Genomic DNA, 13066 nt, shown 5'->3' with positions numbered 1-13066 from the left:
CACGCATGAGTCAGCCGGCATGAACTTCGGACCCTGGGCGCTCGCCACCGGACCGCTCGCCTTGATCGCCGGCGTCGTGGTCGCACTTGTGGTGGACGCACGCCTGCACCGGCGCGGCATGCCGCGCGTGGAGGGCACGCTGTGGTGGCTGCTCGCCGCCGGCGTGCTGGCCGCGCGGCTGGCGCACGTCATCCGCTGGTGGCCGGAATACGCCCGCGAGCCGGCCAGCCTGATCGATCCGCGCGTGGGCGGCTTCGTGGCGTGGGCGGGCGCGCTCGCCGTGCTGGCCGGTGCCGTGGTGGCGGCCTCGCGACGGCCGGCGCAGCGGCGCCCGCTCGTCCTCGTGCTGGCCGCGGGCGGCTTTGCCTGGGGGCTGATCAGCCTCACCGCGCTGCGGCTGGAACAGGCCACCCACCTGCCCCTGCCCACGCTGGCGCTGGCGGATCTGCACGGCCGCAGCGTGGCGATCGACACGCTGGCCGGCCAGCCGCTGGTCATCAACGTCTGGGCCACCTGGTGCGGGCCATGCCGACGCGAGCTGCCGATGCTGGTGCAGGCGCAGAAGCGCCTGCCCGACGTGCGCTTCGTGTTTGTCGACGCCGGCGAATCGGCCGACGCCGTGCGGCGGTTTCTTGCCGAGCAGCAGCTGGCGCCGCGGCACGTGCTGCTCGACAGCAGCGGCGCGTTCGGCGCCCACTACAACGTGCGCGGCTATCCGACGACGCTGTTCGTCGACGCGCGCGGCCGGCTGCGCGACACCCATCTGGGCGAGCTGTCGGCGGCCACCCTGGCCGAGTCCCTGCAACGCATCGCACCCACCCCCACCGCAACCGGAGAATCCCCTTGAACCGTTGGCTTGCCTGCCTCCTGACCCTGGCCATGATCGGCTGCACCCCCGCCAGCGAGGCTCCGCTGCCGCCGCCGGTACAGGCGCTGGCCGCCAAGGGCATCACCATCAAGGGCCCGCTGAAGGCGCCGGACGGCTACCGCGGATTCGTCGGCGAGTACCGCGGCCACACGCTGCCGGTCTACCTGCTGCCGGACGGCGAGCACACGGTGATCGGCTCGCTGTACGACCGCGCCGGCAACGACCTCACCAGCGACAGCCTGGAAGCAGCCTCGGCCCCGGTGCTCGACGACGCCACTTGGGCCGCGCTGGGCAAGACGCGCTACATCGCCGAGGGCGCCACCAACCCGCGCCGCATCGTCTACGTGTTCACCGACACCGAGTGTCCGTACTGCCACAAGCTGTGGGCCGCCACCCAGCCGCTGCTGGCCGGCGGCGACGTGCAGGTGCGGCACATTCTGGTGGCGGTGATCTCGCCGACCAGTCCGTACCGGGCCGCGGCGATCCTGCAGGCCGCCGACCCGCTGGCCGCCCTGCGCCAACACGAGCAAAGCTTCGGCCACAGCACCGTGGTGCCGGCCAAGACGCTGGCGCCCGCGATCGAGGCGGCGCTGGTGGCCAACGGCGAACTGATGGACAAGCTGGGCGTGCAGGGCACGCCGGCCACGGTGTACCGCGACGCCGACGGCACCATCCACATGGCCGCGGGCATGCTGCCGGACGCGCAGCTGAAGGCGATCTTCGGCCCGCGCTGAGCGAGCAGGCGGACGTTGGCGCGCCCCCTGCCGGGCGGCGCATGTGCCCGATTGCGCGGAGCCCTGGTCACCCCGTCTCCGGCCGGAGCGTGGGCCGCGCCCCGCCGGCGCCCGACTGGCGTGATCTCGCGCCGGAACCGCGGCCTCCGGGCTTGTCCCGTCCGCGCATCGACTATATATTCATACTTTCGAATATTCATAAAGAATGCCATGCACCCGTACCTCTCGTCCCTCCTGGGTGGCACCCTGATCGGGACAGCCGCCGTGCTGCTGATGGCCAGCCTGGGTCGGATCACCGGCATCAGTGGCATCGCCAGCGGCGTGTTCATCGGTAAGCGTGGCGATCGCGGCTGGCGGGTCGCCTTCATCGCCGGCCTGATCGCCGGACCGCTGCTGCTGACTGTGTTCGGCCAGGACCGTGGCATCGGCGTGCCGCAGATCGGCCTGCCGCTGATGGCGCTGGCCGGACTGCTGGTGGGCGTGGGTACGGGCCTGGGCAACGGCTGCACCAGCGGCCACGGCGTGTGCGGCATCGCCCGCCTGTCGCCCCGTTCGCTGCTGGCCACCGGCGTGTTCATGACGTTCGGCATCGCCACCGTCTTCGTGATGCGTCATCTGCTCGGAAACGCCTGACCATGAAAATCACCATCGCACTGCTCGCCGGCCTCGTGTTCGGCCTCGGCCTGAGTTTGGGCGGCATGAACCAGCCCGCCGTGGTGCTGGGCTTCCTCGACCTGTTTGGCGCCTGGAACCCACGCCTGGTGTTCGTGATGGGCGGCGCCGTGCTCACCACGGCGATCGGCTACCGGCTGGTCTTCCGCCGCGACCGGCCGCTGTTCGAATCGGACTTCCAGTTGCCCACCGCGCGGCGCTTCGATGCGCGACTGGTCGGCGGCTCGGCGCTGTTCGGCATCGGCTGGGGCATCGCCGGCTACTGCCCCGGCCCCGCGCTGGCGTCGCTCAGCGGTGCCGCCCCGTCGCTGCTGGTGCTGGTTGCCACGATGCTCGCCGGCTGGTGGCTGGCGGCAAAGATTCCTGCGGCGCGCGCTTGAGCGCCCTCCCCACGCGACAGGAGATCACCATGCAACGCCCCGACGTCAAAGCGTTCTTCGACGAACCGTCCAATACCTTCAGCTACGTCGTGTCCGACCCCGCCACCAGACGTGCCGCGGTGATCGACAGCGTGCTCGACTACGATGCCGCCTCCGGCCGCACCCGTCACGACTCGGCCGACGCCATCGTCGCCTGGGTGCGCGGGCACGGCCTCACCGTGGACTGGGTGATCGACACCCACGTGCACGCCGACCACCTCTCCGCCGCGCCGTACATCCAGCAGCAGCTGGGTGGCAGGCTGGGCATCGGCGAGCACATCCGCACCGTGCAGACCACGTTCGGCAAGCTGTTCAACGCGAGCACGGAATTCGCCCGCGACGGCAGCCAGTTCGACCACCTGTTCACCGATGGCGAGACCTACCGCGTGGGCGAGATCGAGGCGGTGGCGATCCACACGCCCGGCCACACGCCGGCGTGCATGACGCACGTGATCGGTGACGCGGCGTTCGTCGGCGACACGCTGTTCATGCCCGACTACGGCACCGCGCGCTGCGACTTCCCCGGCGGCGACGCGGCCACGCTGTACCGCTCGATCCAGAAGATCTACGCGCTGCCGGAGGCGACGCGCATCTTCCTGTGCCACGACTACAAGGCACCGGGTCGCGACGAATACGTCTACGAAACCACCGTGGGCGAGGAGAAGCGCGGCAACCTGCACGTGCGCGACGGCATCGCAGAGGCGGACTTCGTGCAGATGCGCACCGCGCGCGACGCCACGCTGGCGATGCCCAAACTGATCCTGCCCTCGGTGCAGATCAACATGCGCGCCGGTCACAAGCCACCGCCGGACGACAACGGCGTGAGCTACCTGAAGATCCCGCTCGACGCGCTCTGATTCCACCCGCGCCGCACCGCACTTGCTTCCCGCCGAGGGACTGACCATGACCACCATCAAACGCCTTACCGACACGCTCAGCGTGGCTCCGCAGATCAGCGAGGCGGACCTCGCCACGCTGGCTGCCGAGGGCTTCCGCAGCGTGATCAACAATCGTCCCGACGGCGAGTCCGCCGACCAGCCCGCCAGCGCCGTGCTGGCCGCGGCCGCGGCGCGTGCCGGGCTGGTGTACCGCGAGATCCCGGTGGTCTCCGGCCAGTTGCAGGATGCGCAGGTGACCGCGTTCGGTGCCGCACTGGCCGAACTGCCGGCGCCGACCCTGGCGTTCTGCCGCACCGGCACGCGATCGACCACGCTGTGGGCGCTGGACGCCGCGCGCGTGCGGCCGGTGGCGGACGTCGTGCAGACCGCCGCCGAGGCCGGCTACGACCTGGGCGCGCTGCGCCCGCGGCTGGAGCAGGCGCGTGCCGCCGGCCCGGCGCGACAGGCGAGGAACCCATGATGGCGTTCGGCAAGGCGGCGGAACGGGTGCCGGGTTTCAGCGCGGCGATGCCGATGGAACGCATGCAGGCGTACGCCGACGAGGCGATTGCCACGCTCAAGGCGATGGCCAGTCGCAACCGGCTGCTGCTGCTGTGCCAGCTGATCCCGGGCGAGCGTTCGGTGGGCGAGCTGGCACAGGCGCTGGGGCTGGCCCAGAGCGTGGTCTCCCAGCATCTCTCGCTGCTGCGCCGCGATGGCGTGGTGAGCGGCCGCCGCGAAGCGCAATCGATCTACTACCGCATCAGCGACGCGCGCGTGCAGGCGCTGATGCAGACGCTGTTCGACCAGTTCTGCCCCAACTGACTCCAAGGCCCATTTCATGCTCCATCTCGATTTGATGCAGGCCCTGCTGGCGATCGCCTGCGGCTCGGCCGTCGGCTTCTCGCTGGCGCTGATCGGCGGCGGCGGCTCGATCCTCGCCGTGCCGCTGCTGCTCTACGTGGTCGGCGTGCGTGATCCGCACCTGGCGATCGGCACCAGCGCGCTGGCGGTGTCGCTCAACGCGTTCGCCAACCTGATTCCGCACGCGCGCGCCGGCCACGTGCGCTGGAAGGCCGCCTTCATCTTCGCCGCCACCGGCGTGGTGGGCGCCTTCATCGGCTCGACCATCGGCAAGGCGGTGAACGGCCAGCGGCTGCTGGTGCTGTTCGCGATCCTGATGATCGTGGTGGCGGTGCTGATGCTGCGCGGCCGCCGCGGCGGCGGCCCGGACCGCTACCCGCTGCCGCACGCCGACCCGCGCCTGGCCGGCGTGGGTCTGGGCGCCGGCGCGCTGTCGGGCTTCTTCGGCATCGGCGGCGGTTTCCTGGTCGTGCCGGGGCTGATGCTGGCCAGCGGCATGGAGATCATCCACGCCATCGGCACCTCGCTGTTCGCGGTGGGCGCATTCGGCCTCACCGCCGCCACCAACTATGCCTTCTCCGGCCTGATCGACTGGCCGGTGGCCGCCGCCTTCATCGGCGGCGGCGTGGCCGGCGGCTGGCTGGGCGCGCACGGTGCCAAGAAGCTGGCCAAGAAGCGCGGCGCGCTCAACGCGATCTTCGCCGGGATGATCATCGCGGTGGCGATCTACATGCTGTTCCACTCGCTGCGCGGCTGAGGCCGTGCGCATGACCGGCGCAGCGGCTAGCGCGCGCCGGCTTCCCGCTCCAGCGTCGGCCAGCAGTAGAAGCCGCCGTCGGTGGAGGAAATCGCCTGGCGGAACACCTCGTCCGGAAAGTAGCCGCGCTCGAATAGTGCGACGAACAGCGCGTCGCCACCATCTGCCTCGGTGGGAATCACGAACGACTCCGGCCGCAGCGTGGTGAAGATGTACAGCCCATCGGAGGCGTACGGACCTTCGTCCTTGAAGCACACGCGCACGATCGCGCTCCACGGGAACGTGTCCTGCCAGGCGGGTCGCCCCGGCGGGTGCACGTCGAGGTGTACATGGGTGTCGTCGAAGGTCACGTGGAACCAGCTCAGGCCAACGCTACGCCCGGTGGCGCGACGCCAGGCACCGCGGATCAGCAGCACGCCGCAGACCAGCGCGAGTGCGAGGAACACCAACGCGCCGGGCGAGAAGCCGGCCTGCGCCAGCGAGCCGGTCCGTGCCGCACGACAGGCGTCCACCGCAGCGAAGATCGGAAGTGCGCTCAGCCAAAGGCCGATCACTAGCCCCGGCACGGCGAGCGTCCGGCACGCGGCACGGACGCCGGGCGCGTCGCTGTCGGCCTCGCCCAAGGCTGCATGAAGGTCGATCCAGTACAGGATGGCAAGGACCAGCGCCGGCACGAACAGGCCGAGCAGGTAGTCACTGTGCAGCAGACCCGCCAGCAGCAGCGACGCCGGCATGGCGGCCAGGGCGATGCCCAGGCGCAGCGACAGTTTCCCGAGTGGCATGGCATCCGTTCCTTGGCGGGGTAGATGCCAGTGTATGCGCGCCGGCCGCGTGCGGCAGGTGCGCCCTTCGGGTCGCGCCAGCGAGGGGGCGCGACCCGAAGCATCGCGTCGTCAGAGCGTCGCCGCGCGGCCCTTCACGTACGTATCGAACAACTCGTCGATGCGGCGGTACTCGTCGTACCACGAGTCCGGATGCACGAAGCCGTGGCGCTCGAGCGGGTAGAGCGAGATCCAGAAGTTCTTCTTGTGCAGCTCGATCAGGCGCTGGTACAGGCGGATCGAGTCGGCCGTCATCACGTTGTCGTCGATCAGGCCGTGCTCGATCAGCAGCGGGTCGGCGAGGTTGGCCGCGTACTCGATCGGCGAGCTCGTCTTGTACGCCTCGGGATCGAGCTGCGGATCGTTGAGGATGTTCGAGGTGTACTCGGCGTTGTAGGTGACCCAGTCCGACGGCGGACGCAGCGCCGCGCCCGCGGCGAACTCGCCCGGCGCGCGCAGCAGCGCCATCTCGGTCATGAAGCCGCCGTAGCTGCCGCCGTAGATGCCCACGCGCTTCGGATCGACGCCGTGGTGCTGCACCAGCCAGGCCTTGCCGTCGAGCAGGTCTTCCAGCTCCGGATGGCCCATCTGGCGGTAGATCGCGGTGCGCCAGGCGCGGCCGTAGCCTTCCGAGGCGCGGTAGTCCATGTCGAGCACCACGTAGCCCTTCTGCACGAGCCGGTTGTGGAACATCTGCTCGCGGAAGTAGTAGGTGGAACCCAGCGTCACGTCCTGGGTGTAGCCCGCGCCGTGCACGAAGATCACCGCCGGGCGCGAGGCGGGCGCGTCGGTCTCGTTCGCCGGGCCGTAGTACTTGGCATAGATCGCGCCGGCGCCGTGCGAGGAGGGTACCTCGACGATCTTCGGTGCGATCCAGTCGTGCGCCATGTAGGCCGGTTTCATGGTGTCGGTCAGCTCGCGCGGCGTGCCGCCGGCGGCCGGCAACACCGAGAGCTGGTCGAACACGTAGGGCGCCGAATGCAGCACGGCCAGCTGCGTGCCGTCCGGTGACAGGACGAACTGGTCCATGCCCTGGTACTGCGTGATCCGGGTGAGCTCGCCGCCGGTCGATGGCACGCGGTAGACGTCGTAGCTGTAGGGCGCCACGCGGTTGGAGCGCAGGTAGAACCAGCGGCCGTCGTCGCTGAGCTGCGGATGGCTGATCTCGAATTTGCCCGCGGTGAGCTGCTTCGCCTTGCCGTCCAGCGGCTTGGTGTAGAGCTGCGAGTAACCCGTCTCTTCGCTCAGGTACCACAGCGTGCGGTTGTCCCTGAGCCAGCCGAAATCGTTGAAGTTCCAGTTGATCCAGGCGTCGTCGTGCAGGCGCTGCTGGTTCACCAGCGCGTGCCTGGCGAAATCGACGCTGGCGATCCAGCGATCCTTGTTGTCGATGGCGCGCAGCTGGATGGCGAGGCGGGAGCCGTCGTCGCTCCACGCGATGCCGCCGCCCGAGCCGTCGTTCTCGCCGGAGATGATGTGCACGGGGCGCACGTCGGACGCCTTGAGCGCCTTGGCGCCGTCCGGGTCACCGGCCTTTTCGCGCGCGGCGATCGCCTGGGCGCGCAGCGTCTTGAGCGGGTCGTCCTTGATGCCGGGGAGCACCGCCGTGTCGAGCGGGTAGCTGGTGTGCGTGGACAGGTCCAGCAGCAGCAGCGACTGCGGCGTGGGGTCCTTGCGGCCCACGTACGTGCGCGCGTCCTTGGCCTCGGTGTAGCCCGAGTCGGTGACGTAGTGGATCACCTGCGGCGCCTCGCCGGGCTTGGCGTCCTTTGGCTCGGTCACCAGCAGCATCCAGCGGCCGTCGGGCGAGAGTTCGGTGTCGACGGGGTTGATGGTGTCGCCCAGCCAGAACGGCTCGGGCGCGCGGCCGGGGTCGGCCGCCGCCAGCACCTTCCGCTGCGCGCGCACGGCGTCCTTGTCCGCCTTGAGCTGCCGCAGCGTGCTGAACAGGGCGCGCTGGTGGTCGCGCAGGGTGTCGGGCTTCTCCGCCTGCGGATCGTCGGCGAACTTGAGCACGGCGGCGGGCGCGCTCACGCCGCTGGCGAGGTCGTAGGTGTACCAGTTGTTGCCCTGGCGATACTGCAGAGCGCGACCGTCCGCAGAAAACTGCGGCGCGGATTCGTCGTCCACCGTGCGAGTGACCTGGGTGCGCCGGCCGTCGGCGAGATTCACCACGAACACGTCACCGTGGCGGATGAAGGCCGCATGCGCGTGGCGGCGGTCGAATACCGCCGGGCCGTCGGCCTGCGCCACGGCGACCGGATCGAGCTTGTCGCCCTTTCCGGTGGCGGGATCGACGCGATACAGATCGCGCACCGGGCTGCCGTCGCGCTGCACCTGGTAGTAGATCGAGCGGCCGTCTACGCTCCAGTACGGCGACTCGACCGGGTGCCCGATCCAGTCCGGGCTGGCCATGATGGTTTCCATGTCCAGCGGCGCCTGACCCGGCGGCGCCGGGGTGGCGGCATAGGCGGGCAGCACGAGCAGGGCGGCGAGGCCGGCGAGCACGGTTCGATGCATGAGTCGCTCCACGGTGGCAATCGCGCCAGCGTAGCGAGGCAGGGTGCTGTCGCACACCCGCCATTGGTCAAGGGTAGCGGTCGCACGCTGTTACGATGCGGCCCCACGCCCACCACGGAACACCCGCCATGAGCCTGCTGCCCTGCGTCGAACGCGAGACCGGCGCGAACCCGAGCCACAGCGTGATCTGGCTGCACGGATTGGGCGCCGACGGTCACGACTTCGCGCCGATCGTGCCGGAACTGGTGGCGCGCGACTGGCCGGCGCTGCGCTTCGTGTTTCCGCATGCGCCGGTGCAGTCGGTGACGGTCAACGGCGGCATGCCGATGCGCGCCTGGTACGACATCGTGGGCTTCGATTTGATGAGCCGGCAGGACGAGGCCGGCATGCGCGCGTCGATCGGCGCAGTGGAGGCGCTGATCGCGCGCGAGCACGAGCGCGGCGTGCCCAGCGAGCGCATCGTGCTGGCCGGCTTCTCGCAGGGCGGCGCGATCGCGCTGGCCGCAGGCTTGCGCCACGCGCAGAAACTGGGCGGCATCGTGGCGCTGTCCACCTACCTGCCGCTGGGCCAGGCGCTCGCCGCCGAGCGCAGCGCGGCCAACGCCGCGGTGCCGATCTTCTGGGGCCACGGCACGATGGATCCGGTGGTGATCCTGCAGCGCGGGCTGGACTCGCGCGCGGCCCTCGAAGCGCTCGGCTACGCGGTCGACTGGCACACCTACCCGATGCCGCACTCGGTCTGCGCGGAGGAAGTCGCCGACCTGCGCGACTGGCTCGGCGCCCGCCTGCGCGGCTGACCGACCCACGCCAGCGCTGCGGCATACTGCGCCGATGCCATCCGCCAAGCGCCAGCCCCGCGAGCATCTGCCCCTGCCGGACTTCTGCCGGCTGCCGGCGCTGTTCACGCTGCTGGTGGTGGGCGCGCTCACCGTGACGGTGATGTGGCTGGCGCCGGACACGCGCTTCGGCTGGCGCGGCTACAGCGTGGGCATGCTGTTCGTGGCGTGGCTGGCGGTGCTGGTGACACTCACCCTGTGCAAGGCGCAGCCGTGGCTGCAGCGGCTGTCCGGCGCGATGCCGTATGCCGGCGTGTGGCTGGCGATCGTGCTGATCGTGATCGCCGCCAGCGCCGTCGCACGCTGGATGGACGCCACGCTGGGCATGGCGCTGATTCACGGCGGCTACGAGCAGTTCGTGCGCGACAACGCGCTGATCGCCGCGCTGCTCGGCGCGGCCATGCTGCGCTACTTCTACGTGCTGGCGCAGTGGCAGCTGCGCCTCGCGGCCGCCGCCCGCGCGCAGGTGGCCGCGCTGCAGGCACGCATCCGACCGCACTTCCTGTTCAACAGCATGAACACCGTGGCGGCGCTGGTGCGGTTGGACCCGGACGCCGCCGAGCGCACGGTGGAAGACCTGTCCGAGCTGTTCCGAGCCGCGCTGGGCGAGCACCGCAGCGGCGACGGCACGCTAGGTGAAGAACTCAACCTGGTGGAGCGCTACCTGGCGATCGAGCAGCTGCGCCTGGGTGAGCGCCTGCGCGTGCGCCGCGAACTCGAGGGTCTGCCGCCGGACTTCCCGCTGCCGCGCCTGCTGCTGCAGCCGTTGGTGGAAAACGCCGTGCGCCACGGCATCCAGCCGCGGCGCGAGGGCGGCGAGATCCTGCTGGCCGGGCGCTGTGAGCAGGGCATGCTGTGGATCGAGATCGCCAACCCGCTCCCCGAGCAGCCATCCCCGGGTGGACACGGTCTGGGCCTGGACAACGTGCGCCAGCGCGTGGCGTATCGCTACGGCGCGCGCGCGCGGGTGGACGCCGGCCCGCAGGGCGAGCGCTTCGTGGTGCGGCTGCGGCTGCCACTGGAGGCGGCCCGTCATGGCTGAGCGGTGGCATCACGTGATGGGAGCGACGCCATGCGCGTGCTGATCGTCGACGACGAGCCGCTGGCGCGGATGCGCCTGGCCGCCCTGCTGGGCGAATGCGACGACGTCGAGGTGGTCGGCAGCGTGGGCGACGGCGAGGCGGCGCTGGCGGCAATCGGCGAACTGTCGCCCAACGTGCTGCTGCTGGACATCAACATGCCCGGCCTGGACGGCACTGCGCTGGCGCGCCGGCTCGGCGCGCGCGCGCGGCCGCAGGTGGTGTTCTGCACCGCGTACGAGAACCACGCGATCGAGGCATTCGAGCTGGGCGCGGTCGACTACCTGCTCAAGCCGGTGCGGCTGGAGCGCCTGCGTGAAGCGCTGCAGCGTGCGGCACGACGCCTCGACGCCGCGCCGCGCGAGCCGTCCGGCTACCTGCACGGGCGCCTGCGCGGCGAGCAGGTGCGCATCGCGCTGGACGAGGTGATCCTGCTGCAGGCCGACGAGAAATACGTGACCGTGCAGCACACCGGCGGCGAGCTGCTGATCGAGGAATCGTTGCGTCAGCTGGAAGACACCTATCCGCAGCAGCTGGTGCGCCTGCACCGCAACTGCCTGGTGCCGCACGCGCGGCTGGTGGGTCTGAAGACGCTGGCCGACGGCCGCACCCTGGCCCGCCTGGCCGGCACCGAGCAGCAGCCCGAAGTCAGCCGCCGCAACCTGCCGGCGCTGCGCAAGCTGCTGCGCATGGGCTGACGCGGCAAGGTCGAGGCCGCCGGTCGATCTGCGCGACAATACGGCGCCTGATCACGTTCGCGGAGCGAAGCATGACCCCGACCACCCTGCGTATCGCCACCCGCAAGAGCGCGCTCGCGCTGTGGCAGGCCGAGCATGTGGCGACGCTGCTGCGCGCGGCGCACCCGGGCCTGACGGTGGAGCTGGTGCCGATGAGCACGCGCGGCGACGAGATCCTCGATCGCCCGCTGGCCACCATCGGCGGCAAGGGGCTGTTCCTCAAGGAGCTGGAGGTGGCCATGCTGGAAGGCCTCGCCGAGCTCGCCGTGCACTCACTCAAGGATGTGCCGGCCGAGCTGGAACCGGGCTTCGTGCTGCCGGCGATCCTGCCGCGCGCCGACGCCGCCGACGCGTTCGTGAGCAACCACTACGCCGACCTGGCGGCGCTGCCCCGCGGCGCGCGCGTGGGCACCTCCTCGCTGCGCCGGCAGGCGCAGCTGCGCGCGGCGCGGCCGGATCTGCAACTGCTCGACCTGCGCGGCAACGTGGGCACGCGCCTGGCCAAGCTCGACGCCGGCGATTACGACGCGATCTTGCTCGCCTGCGCCGGGCTGGAACGGCTGGGCCTGGGCGCGCGCATCCGCAGCCTGCTGGTTGCGCCGGACTGGCTGCCCGCGCCGGGGCAGGCGGCCATCGCGATCGAGGCGCGCGAGGACCAGCCGGCGGTGCTCGACCTGCTGCGCGCACTCGATGACCCCGACACCCGCGTCACCGTCACCGCCGAGCGCGCGATGAACCACGCGCTCGGCGGCAGCTGCACGGTGCCGGTGGGCGCGTGGTGCGTACGCACCGAGCACGGGCTAGACCTGCGTGGACTGGTCGGCGACGCGGCGGGCGGCCGGTTGATCGTGGCGGCGGCGCAAGGCCCGGCAAACGCGCCGGAAGCACTGGGGCGCGAGGTGGCCGAGGCGCTGCTGGCGCAGGGCGCGCGCAGCCTGCTCGATCGCGACCACTGAGCGTCGCCGCACACGCATGAAAAAGGCCGGCTACTCGCACAGCCGGCCTTTTGCTTCTGCAGCCCGCGGTGAAACCGCAGGTCAGAAGTTGTAGACGAGATTGGTGGTGGTGAGCGTGTCGGTGCTCTTGGTGCCGGGCTGGGTGTCGCTGTTGTAGCGCACCTGGAAACCGAGCTTGAGCGCCATCTTCCGCGTCATGCTGACCGACAGGCCGGCGTCGTTCTGGTAATACTTGTTCTTCGAGCCCGCTTCGACCAGCAGCGTATCCTCGAACGCGGTGTTGTCGGTGAGCCGGTACTTGTAGTTCGCCAGGCCGCGCGCCACGCCCTCGCCCACGCTGTCCTGGCGCACCGGCACCATCACGCCGCCGACGTCCTGCAGCTCGTCGGCCGGCCGGTAGCGCTTGTAGCCGGGGCCGATTTCGAACGACAGCTCGGTGCGCTGGTTCTTCAGCGCGATGTAGCCGTAGCCGAGCGACACCGTGCCCTGCCACAGGTTGGAGCCGAAGTCGTCGTGCTCATAGCGCGCCGCGCCCACGATGTAGCTGCGCGGGTCGAGCTTGTAGCCCACCGAGGCGCCACCCTCGTAGCGGTTGGCCGTGGTGCTGAAACGGTTGAGGGTGTTGCCGTTGGAATCGACCACCTTCACCTCGCCCTTGGAGCGCAGGCCGTTGAGGAAGAAATTGTTCTTCCACAACTCGTTCTCCTGGGTGAGGCCGAGCTTGGCGTTGAGGTTTTCCGAGCGCGAGTTGCCGCGCGAGGAGGCAAAGCCGAATTCACCCGAGCCGCTCCAGCCGCCGTTGCTGGCGGCGTTGGCATCGTCGCTGGGGGTGGTCTGCGCGTGCGCGCCGGATGCCGCCAGGGCGGCGAAGATCAGGATCGAAAGAGGAGCTTTCTTCATGAGGGGGTGGGGTCCAGTCGTTAAA

The 13066-nt window shown here is 70.4% G+C and carries 15 protein-coding genes; 12 read left to right on the top strand and 3 right to left on the bottom strand.

Features of this window, described 5'->3' with window-relative positions; all coding sequences use genetic code 11:
* The first annotated feature begins 19 nt into the window (after window positions 1–19).
* The 8 genes from ISP17_RS00880 to ISP17_RS00845 all read left to right on the top strand — a co-directional run bounded on the left by ISP17_RS00880 (window position 20) and on the right by ISP17_RS00845 (window position 5192).
* Window positions 20–847 (top strand): prolipoprotein diacylglyceryl transferase family protein, encoded by an 828-nt coding sequence (locus ISP17_RS00880; RefSeq protein WP_404629625.1) that lies wholly within the window; start codon window positions 20–22, stop codon window positions 845–847.
* Window positions 844–1602 (top strand): thiol:disulfide interchange protein DsbG, encoded by a 759-nt coding sequence (gene dsbG, locus ISP17_RS00875; RefSeq protein WP_404629624.1) that lies wholly within the window; start codon window positions 844–846, stop codon window positions 1600–1602. Before ISP17_RS00880 ends, dsbG begins: the two co-directional genes overlap by 4 nt.
* Window positions 1603–1776: 174 nt before the next feature.
* Window positions 1777–2235, top strand: a complete 459-nt coding sequence (locus tag ISP17_RS00870) for a YeeE/YedE family protein (RefSeq protein ID WP_404631381.1) — start codon at window positions 1777–1779, stop codon at window positions 2233–2235.
* A gap of 2 nt (window positions 2236–2237) precedes the next feature.
* Complete coding sequence (locus ISP17_RS00865) at window positions 2238–2654, top strand: DUF6691 family protein (protein ID WP_404629623.1); 417 nt, start codon at window positions 2238–2240, stop codon at window positions 2652–2654.
* Window positions 2655–2683: 29 nt separating this feature from the next.
* Entirely contained in the window at window positions 2684–3550 is an 867-nt protein-coding gene (locus ISP17_RS00860) for an MBL fold metallo-hydrolase (protein WP_404629622.1), read from the top strand.
* A 46-nt stretch (window positions 3551–3596) separates the two neighbouring features.
* Window positions 3597–4052: a TIGR01244 family sulfur transferase gene (locus ISP17_RS00855; RefSeq protein WP_404629621.1), complete on the top strand. Its 456-nt coding sequence runs from the start codon at window positions 3597–3599 to the stop codon at window positions 4050–4052.
* On the top strand, window positions 4049–4396 hold the full coding sequence (locus tag ISP17_RS00850; RefSeq protein ID WP_404629620.1) for an ArsR/SmtB family transcription factor: 348 nt from the start codon (window positions 4049–4051) through the stop codon (window positions 4394–4396). Before ISP17_RS00855 ends, ISP17_RS00850 begins: the two co-directional genes overlap by 4 nt.
* A 16-nt stretch (window positions 4397–4412) precedes the next feature.
* Window positions 4413–5192 (top strand): sulfite exporter TauE/SafE family protein, encoded by a 780-nt coding sequence (locus ISP17_RS00845; RefSeq protein ID WP_404629619.1) that lies wholly within the window; start codon window positions 4413–4415, stop codon window positions 5190–5192.
* A gap of 26 nt (window positions 5193–5218) precedes the next feature.
* On the opposite strand, the gene ISP17_RS00840 is transcribed toward ISP17_RS00845, so the two are convergent.
* On the bottom strand, window positions 5219–5974 hold the full coding sequence (locus ISP17_RS00840; RefSeq protein ID WP_404629618.1) for a hypothetical protein: 756 nt from the start codon (window positions 5972–5974) through the stop codon (window positions 5219–5221).
* A 111-nt stretch (window positions 5975–6085) separates the two neighbouring features.
* Window positions 6086–8533 (bottom strand): S9 family peptidase, encoded by a 2448-nt coding sequence (locus ISP17_RS00835; protein WP_404629617.1) that lies wholly within the window; start codon window positions 8531–8533, stop codon window positions 6086–6088.
* Between the two features lie 128 nt (window positions 8534–8661).
* Here ISP17_RS00835 and ISP17_RS00830 point away from each other — a divergent pair, with 128 nt between their 5' ends.
* From ISP17_RS00830 to hemC, 4 genes are all read left to right on the top strand, one after another.
* Window positions 8662–9330 carry an alpha/beta hydrolase gene (locus ISP17_RS00830; protein WP_404629616.1) on the top strand — a complete coding sequence of 223 codons (669 nt, stop codon included), beginning with the start codon at window positions 8662–8664 and terminating at the stop codon, window positions 9328–9330.
* A gap of 34 nt (window positions 9331–9364) precedes the next feature.
* Entirely contained in the window at window positions 9365–10411 is a 1047-nt protein-coding gene (locus ISP17_RS00825) for a sensor histidine kinase (protein WP_404629615.1), read from the top strand.
* Window positions 10412–10441: 30 nt separating this feature from the next.
* Complete coding sequence (locus ISP17_RS00820; protein WP_404629614.1) at window positions 10442–11146, top strand: LytR/AlgR family response regulator transcription factor; 705 nt, start codon at window positions 10442–10444, stop codon at window positions 11144–11146.
* A 71-nt stretch (window positions 11147–11217) separates the two neighbouring features.
* Window positions 11218–12141 (top strand): hydroxymethylbilane synthase, encoded by a 924-nt coding sequence (gene hemC / locus ISP17_RS00815; protein WP_404629613.1) that lies wholly within the window; start codon window positions 11218–11220, stop codon window positions 12139–12141.
* 81 nt (window positions 12142–12222) lie between these two features.
* On the opposite strand, the gene ISP17_RS00810 is transcribed toward hemC, so the two are convergent.
* Window positions 12223–13041: a DUF481 domain-containing protein gene (locus ISP17_RS00810; protein ID WP_404629612.1), complete on the bottom strand. Its 819-nt coding sequence runs from the start codon at window positions 13039–13041 to the stop codon at window positions 12223–12225.
* Window positions 13042–13066 lie beyond the last annotated feature (25 nt).

The organism is Dyella ginsengisoli, assembly GCF_044904665.1.
Lineage (GTDB): Bacteria > Pseudomonadota > Gammaproteobacteria > Xanthomonadales > Rhodanobacteraceae > Dyella_A > Dyella_A ginsengisoli.
This window is presented reverse-complemented; position numbering and strand designations above follow the sequence as displayed.

Bases quoted from the DNA above. Each gene is read 5' to 3' on its own strand.
- ISP17_RS00880 (WP_404629625.1), top strand. From the start codon at position 20: ATGAACTTCGGACCCTGGGCGCTCGCCACCGGACCGCTCGCCTTGATC.
- ISP17_RS00865 (WP_404629623.1), top strand. From the start codon at position 2,238: ATGAAAATCACCATCGCACTGCTCGCCGGCCTCGTGTTCGGCCTCGGC.
- ISP17_RS00860 (WP_404629622.1), top strand. From the start codon at position 2,684: ATGCAACGCCCCGACGTCAAAGCGTTCTTCGACGAACCGTCCAATACC.
- ISP17_RS00855 (WP_404629621.1), top strand. From the start codon at position 3,597: ATGACCACCATCAAACGCCTTACCGACACGCTCAGCGTGGCTCCGCAG.
- ISP17_RS00850 (WP_404629620.1), top strand. From the start codon at position 4,049: ATGATGGCGTTCGGCAAGGCGGCGGAACGGGTGCCGGGTTTCAGCGCG.
- ISP17_RS00845 (WP_404629619.1), top strand. From the start codon at position 4,413: ATGCTCCATCTCGATTTGATGCAGGCCCTGCTGGCGATCGCCTGCGGC.
- ISP17_RS00840 (WP_404629618.1), bottom strand. From the start codon at position 5,974: ATGCCACTCGGGAAACTGTCGCTGCGCCTGGGCATCGCCCTGGCCGCC.
- ISP17_RS00835 (WP_404629617.1), bottom strand. From the start codon at position 8,533: ATGCATCGAACCGTGCTCGCCGGCCTCGCCGCCCTGCTCGTGCTGCCC.
- ISP17_RS00830 (WP_404629616.1), top strand. From the start codon at position 8,662: ATGAGCCTGCTGCCCTGCGTCGAACGCGAGACCGGCGCGAACCCGAGC.
- ISP17_RS00825 (WP_404629615.1), top strand. From the start codon at position 9,365: ATGCCATCCGCCAAGCGCCAGCCCCGCGAGCATCTGCCCCTGCCGGAC.
- ISP17_RS00820 (WP_404629614.1), top strand. From the start codon at position 10,442: ATGCGCGTGCTGATCGTCGACGACGAGCCGCTGGCGCGGATGCGCCTG.
- hemC (WP_404629613.1), top strand. From the start codon at position 11,218: ATGACCCCGACCACCCTGCGTATCGCCACCCGCAAGAGCGCGCTCGCG.
- ISP17_RS00810 (WP_404629612.1), bottom strand. From the start codon at position 13,041: ATGAAGAAAGCTCCTCTTTCGATCCTGATCTTCGCCGCCCTGGCGGCA.